The 15,018-nt window shown below is 72.8% G+C and carries 12 protein-coding genes; 6 read left to right on the top strand and 6 right to left on the bottom strand.

The features are described from left to right. Window positions 1–251: 251 nt before the first annotated feature. From ACLFMI_RS22150 to ACLFMI_RS22140, 3 genes are all read left to right on the top strand, one after another. On the top strand, window positions 252–2,117 hold the full coding sequence (locus tag ACLFMI_RS22150) for a sigma-54-dependent Fis family transcriptional regulator (protein ID WP_410949854.1): 1,866 nt from the start codon (window positions 252–254) through the stop codon (window positions 2,115–2,117). A gap of 138 nt (window positions 2,118–2,255) precedes the next feature. Then, window positions 2,256–3,368: a gamma-glutamylcyclotransferase family protein gene (locus ACLFMI_RS22145; RefSeq protein ID WP_410949853.1), complete on the top strand. Its 1,113-nt coding sequence runs from the start codon at window positions 2,256–2,258 to the stop codon at window positions 3,366–3,368. Window positions 3,369–3,488: 120 nt separating this feature from the next. After that, the gene (locus tag ACLFMI_RS22140; RefSeq protein WP_410949852.1) at window positions 3,489–3,731 is read left to right on the top strand and encodes a hypothetical protein; all 243 of its coding nucleotides are present in this window, start codon (window positions 3,489–3,491) and stop codon (window positions 3,729–3,731) included. Between the two features lie 204 nt (window positions 3,732–3,935). Here the strand turns inward: ACLFMI_RS22140 and ACLFMI_RS22135 are convergent, their stop codons facing one another. Further along, window positions 3,936–5,306: an MFS transporter gene (locus ACLFMI_RS22135; protein ID WP_410949851.1), complete on the bottom strand. Its 1,371-nt coding sequence runs from the start codon at window positions 5,304–5,306 to the stop codon at window positions 3,936–3,938. Between the two features lie 175 nt (window positions 5,307–5,481). Between ACLFMI_RS22135 and ACLFMI_RS22130 the strand changes: the two genes are divergently transcribed. Both ACLFMI_RS22130 and ACLFMI_RS22125 read left to right on the top strand, forming a co-directional pair. After that, window positions 5,482–6,393, top strand: coding sequence for an ABC transporter ATP-binding protein (locus ACLFMI_RS22130; RefSeq protein ID WP_410949850.1), 912 nt, complete (start codon window positions 5,482–5,484; stop codon window positions 6,391–6,393). Further along, complete coding sequence (locus ACLFMI_RS22125) at window positions 6,390–7,577, top strand: ABC transporter permease (protein WP_410949849.1); 1,188 nt, start codon at window positions 6,390–6,392, stop codon at window positions 7,575–7,577. Before ACLFMI_RS22130 ends, ACLFMI_RS22125 begins: the two co-directional genes overlap by 4 nt. Here the strand turns inward: ACLFMI_RS22125 and ACLFMI_RS22120 are convergent. The 4 genes from ACLFMI_RS22120 to pdxH form a co-directional block, all read right to left on the bottom strand. Next, complete coding sequence (locus ACLFMI_RS22120; protein WP_410949848.1) at window positions 7,561–8,949, bottom strand: cryptochrome/photolyase family protein; 1,389 nt, start codon at window positions 8,947–8,949, stop codon at window positions 7,561–7,563. The genes ACLFMI_RS22125 and ACLFMI_RS22120 overlap by 17 nt on opposite strands. A 162-nt stretch (window positions 8,950–9,111) precedes the next feature. Continuing rightward, complete coding sequence (locus ACLFMI_RS22115) at window positions 9,112–10,422, bottom strand: citrate synthase (RefSeq protein ID WP_410949847.1); 1,311 nt, start codon at window positions 10,420–10,422, stop codon at window positions 9,112–9,114. Window positions 10,423–10,514: 92 nt separating this feature from the next. Next, on the bottom strand, window positions 10,515–11,942 hold the full coding sequence (locus ACLFMI_RS22110) for an MFS transporter (RefSeq protein WP_410949846.1): 1,428 nt from the start codon (window positions 11,940–11,942) through the stop codon (window positions 10,515–10,517). A gap of 85 nt (window positions 11,943–12,027) precedes the next feature. Continuing rightward, window positions 12,028–12,681, bottom strand: a complete 654-nt coding sequence (gene pdxH / locus ACLFMI_RS22105) for a pyridoxamine 5'-phosphate oxidase (protein ID WP_410949845.1) — start codon at window positions 12,679–12,681, stop codon at window positions 12,028–12,030. Window positions 12,682–12,907: 226 nt separating this feature from the next. Between pdxH and ACLFMI_RS22100 the strand changes: the two genes are divergently transcribed. Next, complete coding sequence (locus ACLFMI_RS22100; RefSeq protein WP_410949844.1) at window positions 12,908–14,050, top strand: citrate synthase 2; 1,143 nt, start codon at window positions 12,908–12,910, stop codon at window positions 14,048–14,050. A gap of 21 nt (window positions 14,051–14,071) precedes the next feature. Here ACLFMI_RS22100 and ACLFMI_RS22095 read toward each other — a convergent pair whose 3' ends face one another. Next, the gene (locus tag ACLFMI_RS22095) at window positions 14,072–15,004 is read right to left on the bottom strand and encodes a hypothetical protein (RefSeq protein ID WP_410949843.1); all 933 of its coding nucleotides are present in this window, start codon (window positions 15,002–15,004) and stop codon (window positions 14,072–14,074) included. Window positions 15,005–15,018: the final 14 nt, after the last annotated feature.

The raw sequence follows: 15,018 nt of genomic DNA, 5'->3' as shown, positions 1-15,018 counted from the left end.
TGCTGCGAATCACACCTGGTACACCGAGTGACGGCGGTCTCAATATGAGACGAGGCTGGATCGCCGACTATGGTGATCTTCCTCGCACGGCGCGTACCGTCGCCGTCACACCCTGCGTCGAAGCGGGTCACCGCTGCTCAGCGCCCGATCGCGGGGTGTACGTCCCGATCTCGGCGCAGGCGAGGAGGCCCTCATTGACAGCCCCGCCGCACGCGACCCCCGGGCCGGACGACGGTCGGGGCGGTACGACCATGCGTGAACCGGCATCCGGGTCGCCCGCCGGCGGCGCCCTGACCGCCGCGTCCGCGGTGCCGGCCGAGCGGATCGCCGCCGCGCGCGAGGCGTTCCTGCACCGCGGCGACCGGTTCTCGGACGCCGTCCGGGCGCCGATCCTGGCGTCCTGGATCCGGTCCCGGGACATGGACGTCCCGGCGGACTCGATCGACCTCCCCGAACTCGACGCCGAGCCGGACAGCCCGCTGGTCCGCGCGGCCCGGCCGATCGTCTCCGAGCTGGCCGACCAGTTCGCCACCGAGCCGGTCAGCCTGATCCTCTGCGACCACGACGGCGTCGTCCTGGACCGGCGCACCGGGGACTCCGCGCTCACCCAGCACCTGGACCGGGTGTGGCTCGCGCCGGGGTTCTCCTACGCCGAGCGGCACGTCGGGACCAACGGCATCGGCACGGCGCTGGAGGGGCGCCGGCCGACCGAGGTGTTCGGGCACGAGCACTTCGTCGACCATCTGGAGAACCTGGCCTGCGCCGGCGCCCCGATCCGGCACCCGGTGACCGGGAAGATCCTCGGCGTGGTCGACCTGACCTGCTGGCGCCGGGAGGCCAACGCGCTGATGGTCGCCACGGCGTCCACCACCGCCCGGCGGATCGAGGAGGCGCTGCTGGCCGCCTCCGGCCGGCACGAGCTGACGCTGCTGCACGACTACCTGGCCGCGGTGCAGCGGGCCGGGAACACCCCGGTGCTCGCCGTGGGCGACGACCTGGTGATGATGAACGACCGGGCCCGGGAGCTGATCGCCCCCGGAGACCAGGTCGGGCTGCTGGCCGGGGCGACCGAGGCGCTGCGCGGCGGGCGCTCCCGGCAGCTCGTCGTCGACCTGCCCAGCGGGGCGACCGCCCGGGTGCAGTGCCGGCCGAGCTGGTCCGAACCCGGTTCCTCCGGCGGGGTGCTGCAGGTGACGCTGACCTCCCGCGAGCCGTCCGGTGGTGGGCGGCCCGCGCACCCCACCATCACCACCGTGCTGCCCACCGCCGTCGGGTCCGGGGCGCTGTGGACGAAGTGCGCGCAGTCGGTGGACCGGCACTTCCGCACGAACGAGTGGGTGGTGCTGCAGGGCGAGCCCGGCTCCGGCCGGACCACGCTGGCCCGGGCCACCCACCACCTGCACTCCGCCGCCGGGCACGTCCGGGTGCTGGACGCCGCCGACTTCTGCCCGCGCTGGCTGGGCGAGGTGCACGACGAGCTGACCGGGGCGGGCGGCACGCTGGTGCTGCGCGACGTGGAGAAGCTCTCCCCGTCCGCGGCGACCGCGCTGGCCGACGCGCTGGAGCCGATGCGCGAGTCCACCGACCACGAGCGGCCGTGGGTCGTGGCGACCCGGTCGGCGAGCGCCGCCGGCAACACCGTCGAGGACACCTCGCCCGAGGTGGACACCCTGCTGCGGGCGTTCCCGCGGACCATCGACGTGCCGCCGTTGCGACACCACGTGGAGGACGTCGGCGAGCTGGTGCCCTACCTGCTGACCCGGCTGACCCGCGGCTCCGACCTGAGCTGCTCACCCGCGGCGATGCGGGTGCTGATGCGCAACCGCTGGCCGGGCAACGTCGAGCAGCTCTACCAGGTGCTGCGCAAGGTCGTGGCGCGCCGGCGGACCGGTGTGATCCGGCCGGAGGACCTGCCGCCGGAGACCCGGGCACTGACCCGTCGGGTGCTCACCCCGCTGGAGTCGATCGAGTGCGACGCGATCGTCGACGCACTGCTCGACGCCGACGGCAACAAGGCCGAGGCGGCCCGCCGGCTGGGCATGTCCCGGGCCACGATCTACCGCAAGATCCGCGGCTACGGGATCGCGACGCCGGAGGACACCTCGGCCCCGGCGTAGCCCACCGGCCGCCGATCACACGGGTTCCCGTCATCCACACGGGATCGGACCTCGTGTGAACGACGGGAACCCGTGTGGACCGGATCGGACCTGGCATCGGTACACCTGCGCCCGGTCCGTGATCTACCGTCGTCGCACATGACGCCGGACATCCCGCCCCCGTGGCCGGACACCCTGTTCCCGGCCGATCCGTACCCGGGGCTCCGGCCGCCGGTGTCGTTCGTGCACGAGGATCCCGCCGACGGGGCCGGTGTGACCCGTCAGCTCCGGGCGGACCCGTCGGTGCCGTCGGGCCTGCGGGTGGACGGCGTCTGCCTCGACGGGTGGCTGCGCGAGCGCGGCGTGGCGCCCTCGGCCGGGCGGGTGCCGGTTCTGGCCTACGGGTCGAACGCGAACCCGTCGAAGATCTCCTGGATGCGCGCCGAACGGGGCCTGACCGGACCGGTCGTGGTGTTGCACGTCCGCACCGAGGAGCTCTCCGCGGTGTGGTCGGCAGGGCACCGGGTGGTCGACGGCCAGCGCCCGGCCACCCTCGTCGCCGCGCCCGGCGCGGTCGAGACGCATGCACTCTGGCTGGCCGCGCCGGACCAGTTCGCGGCGCTCGACGCCGTCGAGGGGCGCACGGCGGACCCGCCGCGCTACCGGCTGGCCCGGGTCGCGACCGGCGCCGTCCGGCTGACCGACGGCGGCGGGGTGATCGACCGGCCCTACGCCTACGTCGCGCCGGTCGAGCCCACCGGTGAGCAGCGCACCGACCGGCGTCCACTGCTGGTCGACGGTGCTGCGGTGCCGTGCTCGGCCGTGGGCCAGGTCGCGGCCCGGTCGTTGCGCGGGGTACCCAGCGGCGACGGGCTGGACGCGGTGACGGTCGACGGTGTCCCGGATCCCGACGCCTGGCCGTCGCGGGTATTCGTCTACGGCTCGCTGATGCCCGGCGAGGACGCCTGGGGGCAGATCGCGGAGCACGCCGCTCCCGGGAGCACACCGCGTGCGGCGGTACTACCGGACGCGGCCGTCGCCGACACCGGACACGGCTACCCCGCGCTGACCCTCGGCGGCGACGGCGTACCCGGGTACGTGGTGGAGCTGGCCGACCCGGTCGCCGCGCTACCGGTGCTGGACCGCTACGAAGGGCCGGAGTACCGGCGGATCCGGATCACGCTGCCGGACGGCGCGGTCTGCTGGGCCTGGCTGTGGATCGCCGACCGGGCCGGGCACCGGCCGCTGCCACGTGGTTGGGTGGCCCGCTGACGACGGCGTCCGCAGCACGACCGGGGCTGCCGACCTTCCGTCTCGAGCTCGGCGGTCCGGCTGCGGGGCAGCGTCAACAACACCCTGCGCCCGTGCGACCGGTGACCTACAGTTCGGATCATGAGCAGGTCGTTGTCGCGTTGGCTCACGTTCGACGACGGGATGTCACCGGGGATCCGCGCACTGGTGTGCATGGTGGCCGCCTTCGTGAGTGGTATGTGGCCTACGCTCTTGCTCCCGGTCGAGACTCCGATCTGGCTCCGCGCCATGATCGGCGCGGTGAGCGTGCTGGTGCTGATGGGTCTGGCCGGCGTCGGTTACCGGCGTTTCAGGCCCCGAGGGCGCGTACACGACTCAGGCTGACAGCCGGCAACGCCTATCAGCTCGGCCGTCCCAGCCAGAATCCACCGATGCCCCTCGACGGTCTGGTCGTCGTCGCCATCGTTGGTCTTCGGTGGGGTGCGGCCGGTGCCGCACGGCTGGGCGGGACGTCGAGCGGCTGCTGACACGACGCCGGGCCCGCCTCCGACCTGCGGAGACAGGCCCGGTAGGCCGTGCGCAACGGGGTCAGGAGCGCGCCTTGGCGGCCCGCCGCTCCCGGTGCTCGGCAAGACCCGGAATCTCCCGACCCTTGATCGACATCCCCTTGGTCTCGATGACGAAGTACAGCGCGATCATGCCGATCACACAGGACCCCATCATGTAGTACGCGGGGAACAGCACGTCCCCGGTCGACTCGACGACCGCCTCGTTCACCAGCGGCGCGGTCCCCCCGAACGCGGCCGTCGCCAGGTTGTACGAGATCGCCATGCCGGCGAACCGGACGTGCGTCGGGAACATCGCCGGGAAGGTCGCCGAGATCGTGCCCAGCTGCAGCAGGTAGATCAGGCCAAGCACGGTGAACCCGACGATCGCCCAGGCCAGCCCCTGCGCCATCAGCATGTACATCGGGATGGCCAGGACGAAGATGCCGATCAGCGAGATCCACCAGCACGGCTTACGACCGATCCGGTCCGACAGCGTACCCGCGAACGGGATGAGCAGCATCATGATCACCTGCCCGACGACAGCCAGCGTGTCGGCGCCCGCCGACTCCATCCCGATCGTGGTCTGCAGGTAGGTCGGCATGTACGTGAGCAGCGTGTAGTTGATGACGTTCAGCGCGACGACCAGACCGAACAGCGCCAGGATCGGCTGCCAGTAGCGGACGACCAGGTCCCTCAGCGCCCCGGTCGCGGCGGTCTCGGACTCGCCGGACGCCTCCAGCTCCCGGAAGACCGGGGTGTCCTCCAGCTTGGTCCGGATATAGAGACCGATCATCGCCAGCGGCAGCGCGACCATGAACGGGATCCGCCACCCGTAGTCGAGCATCGCCTGCTCGCCGATCGCACTCTCCAGGCCGAAGACCACCAGGACGGCCAGGGTGAGGCCCGCGAGGGTACCGAACTCCAGGAAGCTGCCCCAGAAGCCGCGCTTCTTGTCCGGGGCGTACTCGGCCATGAAGGTCGCGGCACCGCCGTACTCACCGCCGGTGGAGAAGCCCTGCACGATCCGCAGGAGGAACAGCAGCGCGGGAGCGCCCCAGCCGATCGTCTCGAAGGACGGGATCACGCCGATCAGGAACGTGGCGACACCCATCAGGATGATCGTGAGCGAGAGGACTCGCTGGCGACCGATCCGGTCCCCGAGGGGGCCCCACACGAAGCCGCCCAGCGGGCGCAGGACGAAGGAGATCGCAAAACCGAGAAGTGTTCCCAGGTAACCCAGTTCGCCCGGGAAGAAGGCGTTCGTGAGCTCGACCGTCAGGTACGTGTAGACGCCGTAGTCGAACCATTCGGTGGCGTTACCGATGGCCGACGCGGCAACCGCTCTGCGCAGGATCGATGGCTCGACCTCGTCCTCCGCCCCCTGCTGTGAGCCTGCCGGGACCGATGTCATTCGGTACACCCCCATTCACCAAATGCGTCTGCAATCTGAAACGCATTTTCGTTACACGATCGACACAATCCCCGGATAGTGATCCGCGGAGCCTACCCAGCGCAACGAACGACTGCTACCCCACGCAACGGTCGGCTTCCGGTGCGCGGCACGGGGTCCGTGTAGCGTCGCCCGGGTGCTGGCGATCGACGGGCTCGCCAAGCGGTTCGGGACCGCGCAGGCCCTGGACGGCGTGACGTTCGAGGTCCGGCCGGGCGAGGTGTTCGGCTTCGTCGGCGGCAACGGGGCGGGCAAGACGACGACGATGCGGATCGTCCTCGGCGTCCTGGACCCGGACGCCGGGGACGTCTCCTGGCGGGGCTCCCCGATGGACGCCGCCGTCCGGCGACGCATCGGCTACCTGCCCGAGGAACGCGGCCTCTACCCGAAGATGCGGGTCGCCGAGCAGCTCGCCTACCTGGCCCGGTTGCACGGCCTCTCGCGCGCCGACGCGCACGCCGCGGTGAGCCGGTGGACCGAGCGGGTGGGGCTGGCCGACCGGCGCCACGACGAGGTGCAGAAGCTCTCGCTGGGCAACCAGCAGCGGGTGCAGCTGTGCGCCGCGCTGGTGCACGCCCCCGACGTCCTCGTGCTCGACGAGCCGTTCTCCGGGCTCGACCCGACCGCCGTCGACACCATGAGCGAGGTGCTGCACGAGCGGGCGGGCACCGGTACCCCGGTGATCTTCTCCTCGCACCAGCTGGAGCTGGTCGAACGGCTCTGCGACCGGGTGGGGATCATCTCGGCCGGCCGGATGGTCGCCGTCGGGACGGTCGACGAGCTGCGCGCGGCCGCGGCCGACCGGTACGACGTCGTCGGCCCGCCGCCGGGGTGGGCGGACGATCTGGACGGGGTGCGCGTCCTCGCCACGGACGGTGACCGGACCCGGGTCGAGCTCGCGGCCGGGACCGACGACCAGACGCTGCTGACCGCCGCGCTCGCCGCCGGCCCGGTGCACGCGTTCGGACCGCACCGGCCGCCGCTGACCGAGCTGTACCGCGACGCCGTCGCCGACCGGCCCGGCCCCGGAGCGGACGGGGCGGCGTGAGCGGGGCCGCCGGCACGATCGCGCTGGTCGCGCAGCGCGAGGTCACCACCCAGGTCCGCTCGCGGACGTTCGTCATCGGGCTGCTGCTGATGCTGCTGGTGCTCGGCGGCTACGGCGCGGTGTTCGCGTTCGTCGGAACGCAGTCCTCGTCGTCGTCGCTGGTGCTCGACGGGCCGGCCAGGGACCTGCGCCCGGTGCTGCAGTCGACCGCCGACCGGGAGGGCGGCAGCCTGACGCTCACCGAGGCCGGCAACCGGGCCACCGCGGAGTCGATGGTCCGGACCGGCGAGGCGGACGCGATGCTCACCGGCGGGCCCGGCAGCTACCAGCTCGTCGGGCTCGAGGACGTCGGCGGCGGCCTGCGCACGCTGGTGACCGACGTCGTCGAGCAGCAGGCGGTGCACGACGCGCTCACCGCGGCCGGGGCGGATCCCGAACAGGTCGGCCGGACCGCGGGGGTCGGGGTCCGCACCCTCGAGCCGGCCGACACCGAGCTCGGGCAACGGGTCGCGACCGCGTTCGTCGTGACGTTCCTGCTGTTCTTCTCCGTCACCGCCTACGGCGCGGCCGTCGCCCAGGGAGTGGTCGAGGAGAAGTCCGGCCGGGTCGTCGAGCTGCTGCTGTCCACGATCCCGGCCACCCAGCTGCTGGCGGGCAAGGTCCTGGGTCTGGGCCTCGTCGGCCTGCTGCAGCTGCTCGTCCTCGGCGGGATCGGCACGACGGCGGCGCTGGGTACCGGCGTGGTCGCGGTCCCGGCGCTGCTCGTGGGGCCGCTCGCGTCGGCGCTGCTCTGGTACCTGGTGGGGTTCTTCCTGTTCGCGACGCTGTACGCCGCGGCCGGGGCGCTGGTGTCGCGGCAGGAGGAGCTGCAGTCGGTGACCGCGCCGGTCGCGGTCGTCCTGCTGGTGCCGTTCCTGCTGGCGGTGGCGGTGCTGCCGGTCGACCCGCGGAACACCGTGACGACGGCGCTGTCGTTCGTGCCGTTCTTCTCCCAGACCCTGATGCCGGCCCGGACGGCGCTGGGCGTCACCGCCTGGTGGGAACCGCTGCTCGCGCTGGTCCTGGCCCTGCTGGCGCTGGCCGGCATGGTGCGCCTCGCCGCGCGCGTCTACCGGAACTCGATCCTGCGGACCGGGGCCCGGGTGACCTGGCGGGAGGCGCTGCGCCCTACCGGGCGCGCTTGACCTCCTCGTAGCGGTCCAGGGCATCGTGCCGCTCGGTCGGGTGGTCGACCATCGGCTGCGGGTAGCCCGCCGGGATCCCGTCGCGCAGCTTCCAGGGCTGGTGCACCGCCTTGCCCGCGACGCCGGCGAGCTCGGGTACCCAGCGCCGGACGTAGTCGCCGTCCGGGTCGAACCGCTGCCCCTGGGTGATCGGGTTGAAGATCCGGAAGTACGGCGACGCGTCCGTCCCCGATCCGGCCGTCCACTGCCAGCCGTGCTGGTTCGACGCCAGGTCGCCGTCCACCAGCAGCCGCATGAAGTGCCGGGCGCCCCACCACCACGGCAGGTGCAGGTCCTTGACCAGGAACGACGCGACGACCATCCGCAGCCGGTTGTGCATCCACGCCTCGGCACGCAGCTGCCGCATCCCGGCGTCGACGATCGGGAACCCGGTCCGGCCCTGCTGCCACCGCTCGAAGTCGGCCCAGGCGTCCTCGCCGGTGCGCAGCGGGAGGTGGTCGAAACCGGGGTCGTAGTTCTCCCGGGCCGAGTCCGGGCGCCGGTAGAGCACGTCGGCGTAGAACTCCCGCCAGGCGATCTCGGTACGGTAGGCCTGCACCGAGTCGCCGCGGCGGCCGGCCAGGTCGGCGAGCAGCGTGCGCGGGTGCACGCAGCCGTACTTCAGGTACGGCGACATCCCGGACGTGCCGTCCTTCGCCGGCAGGTCCCGGTCGGACTCGTAGTCCTCGACTCCGGAGTCGAGGAAGTCCTTCCAGCGGGCCAGGGCCGCCCGCTCCCCAGGCTCGGGCAGCTCGGACTCGCAGGACTCGTCATCGGGGATCGGCACCGGGCGCGGCCCGCCGCCGGACTCCGCGGGGCCGATCCAGGTCACCGTGGACGCCGTCGTCCCGGCCGGAGCGCGCCAGCCGTGCTCGGCCCAGGCCCGGCGGAACGGGGTGAACACCTTGTACGGGCCGCCGTCGCCGGTCCGCACCCGGCCCGGGGCGACCGCGTAGGGCGAGCCGGTGCGGACCAGCTCGACGCCGTCCTCGTCGAGCGCCTGCTCGACGCGGCCGTCCCGTCGCATGCCGTACGGCCCGTAGTCGGCGGCGACGTGCACGGTGCCGGCGCCGACCGCCCGCGCGACCCGCGGTACGACGTCGGCCGGGTCGCCCCGGACGACCAGCAGTCGCCCGCCGAGCGCGGCGTCCAGCTCGCGCAGGCAGCCGTACAGGAAGTTCCGCCGCGCGGCCCCGGACGGCCCGAGCAGGGCGTCGTCCAGGACGAACAGCGCGAGCGACCGGTCCGCGGCGTCCGCCGCGGCGAGGAAGGTCGGCTGGTCGGCGACCCGCAGGTCACGCCGGAACCAGACGACGCCGGACGAGACAGCCATGCCGGCCGACGCTAGCGCCGCTCCGCGCCGGACGCCCGCCGACCCCGACCCCCCGAGCGCACGATGGCTCCACAACGCGGTGGGGTGGGGTCCCTACGTGCGTCGTGGAGCCGTGGTGCGTGTCGTGGTGCGTGTCGCGGTGCGTGTCGCGGTGCGCGCGGGTCAGCGCCGCCCGAGGGGGACGTAGCTCCGCTCACCGGAACCGGTGTAGAGCTGCCGCGGACGGCCGATCTTGTTCTGCGGGTCGTCCATCATCTCCCGCCAGTGCGCGATCCAGCCCGGGAGCCGGCCGAGCGCGAACAGCACGGTGAACATCTTCACCGGAAAGCCCATCGCCCGGTAGATCACACCGGTGTAGAAGTCGACGTTCGGGTAGAGCTTGCGCTCGACGAAGTAGTCGTCGGCGAGCGCCTTCTCCTCCAGCGTCATCGCGATGTCGAGCAGCGGGTCGTTGACGCCGAGCTTCTTCAGGATCGTCTCGGCCTGCTCCTTGACGATCTTCGCGCGCGGGTCGTAGTTCTTGTAGACCCGGTGCCCGAAGCCCATCAGCTTCGCGCCCTCCTCCTTGTTCTTCACCCGGTTCACGAACGCGTCGACGTTGCCGCCCTCGTCGTCCTTGATCTGGGTCAGCATCTCCAGCACGGCCTGGTTGGCGCCGCCGTGCAGCGGGCCGAACAGCGCGTTCACGCCGGCCGAGATCGAGGCGAACAGGTTGGCCTGGCTGGAGCCGACCAGTCGTACCGTCGAGGTCGAGCAGTTCTGCTCGTGGTCGGCGTGCAGGATCAGCAGGGTGTCCAGCGCCCGGGCCATGTCCGGGTCGAGCTCGTAGGGCTCGGCCGGGAACCCGAACGTCATCCGCAGGAAGTTCTCGACCAGACCCATGGAGTTGTCCGGGTACAGGAACGGCTGACCGACCGACTTCTTGTAGGCGTAGGCGGCGATCGTGAAGACCTTCGCCATCAGCCGGACCGTCGACAGCTCGACGGCCTTCTCGTCGAACGGGTCCAGCGAGTCCTGGTAGAAGGTCGACAGCGCGGACACCGCCGAGGACAGCACCGGCATCGGGTGCGCGTCCCGCGGGAAGCCGTCGAAGAACCCCTTGAGGTCCTCGTGCAGCAGCGTGTGCCGGCTGATGTCGTTGGTGAACCGGTCCAGCTGCTGCTGCGTGGGCAGCTCGCCGTAGATGAGCAGGTAGCTGACCTCGAGGAAGGACGAGTTCGTCGCCAGCTGGTCGATCGGGTAGCCGCGGTAGCGGAGGATGCCGGCGTCCCCGTCGATGTAGGTGATCGCGGAGGAGCAGGCGGCGGTGCTGGTGAATCCCGGGTCGTAGGTGACCAGGCCGGTCTTGCCGAGCAGCTTGCTGACGTCGACGGCCTGAGACCCCTCGGTCGGGGTGTGCACCGCCATCTCGAACTCGCCGCCCTGATGCTTCAGTACGGCGGTGTCGGCGCTGGCGGCGGTCTCGTCGGACATGTGGAGGTTCCCTCTCACAGCTGGGATGTATTCGGGTCTCGGACGCACACGCTAGCCCGCCCGGCCGGATCCGCAGAACGCGGCGACCAGGGTCACGTGTCCGGCCGGTCCCGCGGAGCGCGGTAACGCAGGAACTCCGGGAACCGGGTGACCACCAGCAACGTGGCGATGATCACCGCCACTCCGCCGAGCGTGGCGGTGGGACCGGGGCCGATCGCGGCGGCGGCCGGGCCGTGCCAGAGGTCGGCCAGTCGCGGCCCACCGGCGACGATGACGATGAACACCCCCTGCATCCGGCCGCGCATCTCGTCGGTGGCCACCGTCTGCAGCATCGACGACCGGTACACCGAGCTGACCAGGTCCCCGGCCCCCGCGACGGCCAGTGCCAGCACCGCCAGGAACAGCGATCCGGTCAGACCGAACAACGCGATCCCGCCGCCCCAGACGCAGATCGCGACGACGACGGCGAGACCCTGCCGGTCCACCCGCGTCAGCCAGCCGGACAGGACGCCGCCGACCACCATCCCGAGCGGGATCGCGGCGAACAGCACGCCGAGCGCGATCCCGCCCCCGGCCGGACCGCCGAAGGTCGTCTGGGCCATCTCCGGGAACACCACCCGCGGCATCCCGAACCCCATCGCGATCACGTCGACCAGGAACGACACCAGCAGCACCCGGTGCATGCCGACGTAGCGGAACCCGTCGAGGACCGCCCGCAGCCCCACCTGCTCGCGGCCGCCGCCGCTCTGCGTACTCGGCAGCGGCGGCAGCCGCCAGGTCGCCCACAGCGTCGCGAGCAGGAAGATCGCGTCCAGCAGGTACAGCGTCGGCAGGCCGATGAAGGGGATCAGCACCCCGGCCAGCAGCGGCCCCAGGACCGCACCGATCTGCACGACGGTCATGTTCAGCGCGTTCGCCGCGGGCAGCTGCTCGGCCGGGAGCAGCCGCGGGATCACCGCGCTGCGGGTGGGCTGGTTCATCGCGAGCATCGCCGACTGGACGGCGAACAGCACCAGCACCACCCAGACGTTCCCGGCGCCGGTGGCCGAGACCACCCACAGTGCCAGCGAGGTCAGCGCGATCCCGGAGCCGGTGAACAGCAGCATCACCCGGCGGTCCACCGCGTCGGCGATCGCGCCGCCCCACAGGCCGAACACGACCAGCGGGACCAGGCCGAACAGCCCGGTCAGGCCGACGTAGGCCGACGACCCGGTGAGCTGGTAGATCTGTGTCGGGACGGCGACCACCGAGAGCTGCGCACCGATCACCGTGACGATCCCGGCCGCCCACAGCCGCCGGTAGGCGGGCGTGCGCAGCGGCGTGGTGTCGGCGAACGTCGAGCGCAACAGGCCGGTGGCCCGGGCACCCCAGCCGGCCCGGGTACGGGTGGTCGGCGCGCCCGGCTCGCTCCCACCGGCGTCGGCGGCGGCGGCGTTCCACACGGGTCGGGTCGGGGACTCGTGTTCGGGTCCCGGGACCGGCTCGGTCGGACCGCCCCCCGGATCGTCGGGCGTGCTCACGGCGTCAGGTGTACACCGCGGGGCGGACGGTCTGCCTCCGGGTTCACCCGGATCCGGCCGGTCTCTCCCGGGTGCGAGCCGGCGCTCAGGGGGCGAGCCGGCGGATCGACCAGCGGTCGTCGCGCCCGAGCTCGAAACGCAGCCGGTCGTGCATCCGGTCCTCGCGGCCCTGCCAGAACTCCACCTGCCACGGGTCGATCCGCCAGCCGCCCCAGTGCGGCGGCCGCGGGATCCGGTCGGTGTCGGCGAACCGGCGGGTGACACCGTCCAGGGCCTGGTCCAGCACGGTGCGCCCGGCGACGACGGTGGACTGCGCCGAGGCCCACGCCCCGAGCTGGGAGCCACGCGGGCGCAGCGCCCAGTAGGCGTCGGACTGGGCCTCCGGGCACCGCTCCACCCGGCCGGTGAGCTGCACCTGACGCTGCAGCGAGTACCAGGGGAAGGTCACCGCGGCGGTCCGCGTGCGGCGCAGGTCGTGGCTCTTGGCCGAGGTGTAGTTGGTGTAGAAGACGATCCCGCCGACGTCGATCCCCTTGCACAGCACCGTCCGCGACGACGGGACGCCGTCCGGGTCGGCGGTCGCCAGCACCATGGCGTTCGGCTCCGGCTCGCCGCCCGTGCGGGCGTCGTCCAGCCAGGCGGCCAGCTGCTCGTGCCAGGTGGCAGCCACGTCGGCGACGTCGAACGGGCGGGTGGCGTAGTCCGTGCGCATGCTCTCGAGCGCCGGTGCGTCGGTCATGGGTCTCCTCCAGGGCCTACCGGCATGTGACCGTAGGCGGGACCCGGTCACCTGCGCACCCGCCGATCGGGGTGCGGCCGGTGCACCGTGTTCACCCCGGGATGTCCGCTTCGTGACCGATCCCACCGGCCCGTCACGTTGCCCGGTCGGTCGCGCGCGGAGCAGGGTGAGCACGCTCGCGGAGCGACCGTCGACGCCGAGCGCAACCCGTGCCGAAGGAGACCCGGTGCCCGAGAACGCCACCACCCACGAGGTGCCCCCGCCGCCGCCCGGCTTCCGCTCCGGTCTGGAGGGCCACGTGGCGTTCCGCACCGAGATCGCCGAGCCGGACAAGGACGGCGGCGCGCTGCGGTACCGCGGCGTCGACCTCGAGGACCTCGCCGGCGCGGTGACCTTCGGCGACACCTGGGCACTGCTGGTCGACGGCCGGTTCGGGCAGGGACTGCCGCCCGCCGAGCCGTTCCCGATCCCGGTGCACACCGGCGACGTCCGGGTCGACGTGCAGGCCGCGCTGGCCATGCTCGCCCCGTACTGGGGATACCGGCCGCTGCTCGACGTCGACGAGGCCGAGGCCCGCGACAACCTGGCCCGGGCCTCGGTGATGGCGCTGTCCTACGTGGCGCAGTCCGCGCGCGGGATCGGCGTCCCGGCGGTCCCGCAGTCCCGGATCGACGAGTGCTCGACGATCACCGAGCGGTTCATGACCCGCTGGCGTGGCGAGCCGGACCCCCGGCACGTGGCCGCCGTCGACGCCTACTGGGTCTCGGCCAGCGAGCACGGCATGAACGCCTCCACCTTCACCGCCCGCGTGATCGCCTCCACCGGGGCGGACGCCGCCGCGTCGCTGTCCGGCGCGATCGGGGCGATGTCCGGCCCGCTGCACGGCGGAGCCCCGGCCCGGGTGCTCCCGATGATCGACGAGGTGGAGCGGACCGGGGACGCCCGCGCGCTGGTCACGGGCATCCTGGACCGCAAGGAGAAGCTGATGGGCTTCGGGCACCGGGTCTACCGGGCCGAGGACCCGCGGGCCCGGGTGCTGCGCCGCACCTGCCAGGAGCTGGACGCGCCGCGCTTCGAGGTGGCCGCCGAGCTGGAGCGGGCCGCGCTGGCGGTGCTGCGCGAGCGCCGCCCGGACCATCCGATCGAGACCAACGTCGAGTTCTGGGCCGCGGTGATCCTGGACTTCGCGCAGGTGCCGCCGCACATGATGCCCGCGATGTTCACCAGCGCCCGGACCGCAGGCTGGTCGGCACACGTGCTGGAGCAGAAGCGGGAGGGCAAGCTGGTCCGCCCGTCCGCGCAGTACGTCGGGCCGGGCCCGCGGCGCCCGCAGGACGTCGAGGGCTGGGACTCGATCGTCGCCCGCTGAGACAGGGCGGAGACCGCTCGCTCAGCCGAACCCGGCTTCGCGGATCAGGTCGGCGTCGAGGTGCTCCCGGCGGATGCGCTGGTCCTGGTGCAGCAGCCCGAGCACGCCGCCCGTCAGCACAGCGCCGACGGTTCCGGCCACCACGCCGACCAGCCCGCCGACGACACCTGCCGCGGCCGCCCCGCCACCCCCGGCGGCGACTCCGACACCGACGATCGTCAGCGGGATCATCAGGACGATCACGAGCAGCATCACGAACAGCATGGCGAGCAGCTGGACGCCGAAGAACCGCCACCACGACCCGCGGACCAGCTCGACCGACCGCCACAGGGCGTCCCGGACGCCGAGCCCTTCGACTGCGGCGACGGCCACCGCCGGGTAGAGCAGCACGCCGACGTAGATCAGTGCGGCGTAGGCCGCCAGCCCGATCAGGATCGCGACGACCGCCGCGACTCCCCCGGCCCGCCCGAGCGGCAGCGCCACCCCGAGCACGACCGCGAACACGGCCAGCCCGGTCCCCGTCAGGACGAGCTGCACGCCGTAGAGCGTGCGCAGCCGTGGCCGGGTCGCGGCCCATGTCCCGCCGAGCGTCGGGCGCCGTCCCAGGACGGCCGGGCGCAGCCCACAGAGCAGGATCCCCATCACCGGCGGGTAGACGGCGAGGTAGACCAGCCCCAGCGGGATCGACGTGGTCAGCGACCCGGCCAACGCGTCGGCGAGACCGGCCCCGGGGTCCGGCGCAGCCGCGCCGGAGAGCTGCATCCCGGCCTGGACCGCGGTCACCACGACCGCGGCCAGGAATCCCGGGACCAGCACCACGCCCGGGTTCCTGCGGGCGAACCGGACGGCCCCGCCCACGATCTCGCCGGCGTCCAGCGCGCGCAGCGGGACGATCCCCGGCTGTGGTGGCGGGCCGCCGGGAGGCGGCCCCTCTCCCGTCGGTCCGTCGGTCATGGCCGTCCCCCTCC

Origin of the sequence: Pseudonocardia nantongensis, assembly GCF_046546495.1 — a bacterium.
In the GTDB taxonomy this organism is placed as follows: Bacteria; Actinomycetota; Actinomycetes; order Mycobacteriales; family Pseudonocardiaceae; genus Pseudonocardia; species Pseudonocardia nantongensis.
Note: the sequence above shows the minus strand (reverse complement) of the source record. Positions and strands in the feature narration are given on the sequence as shown.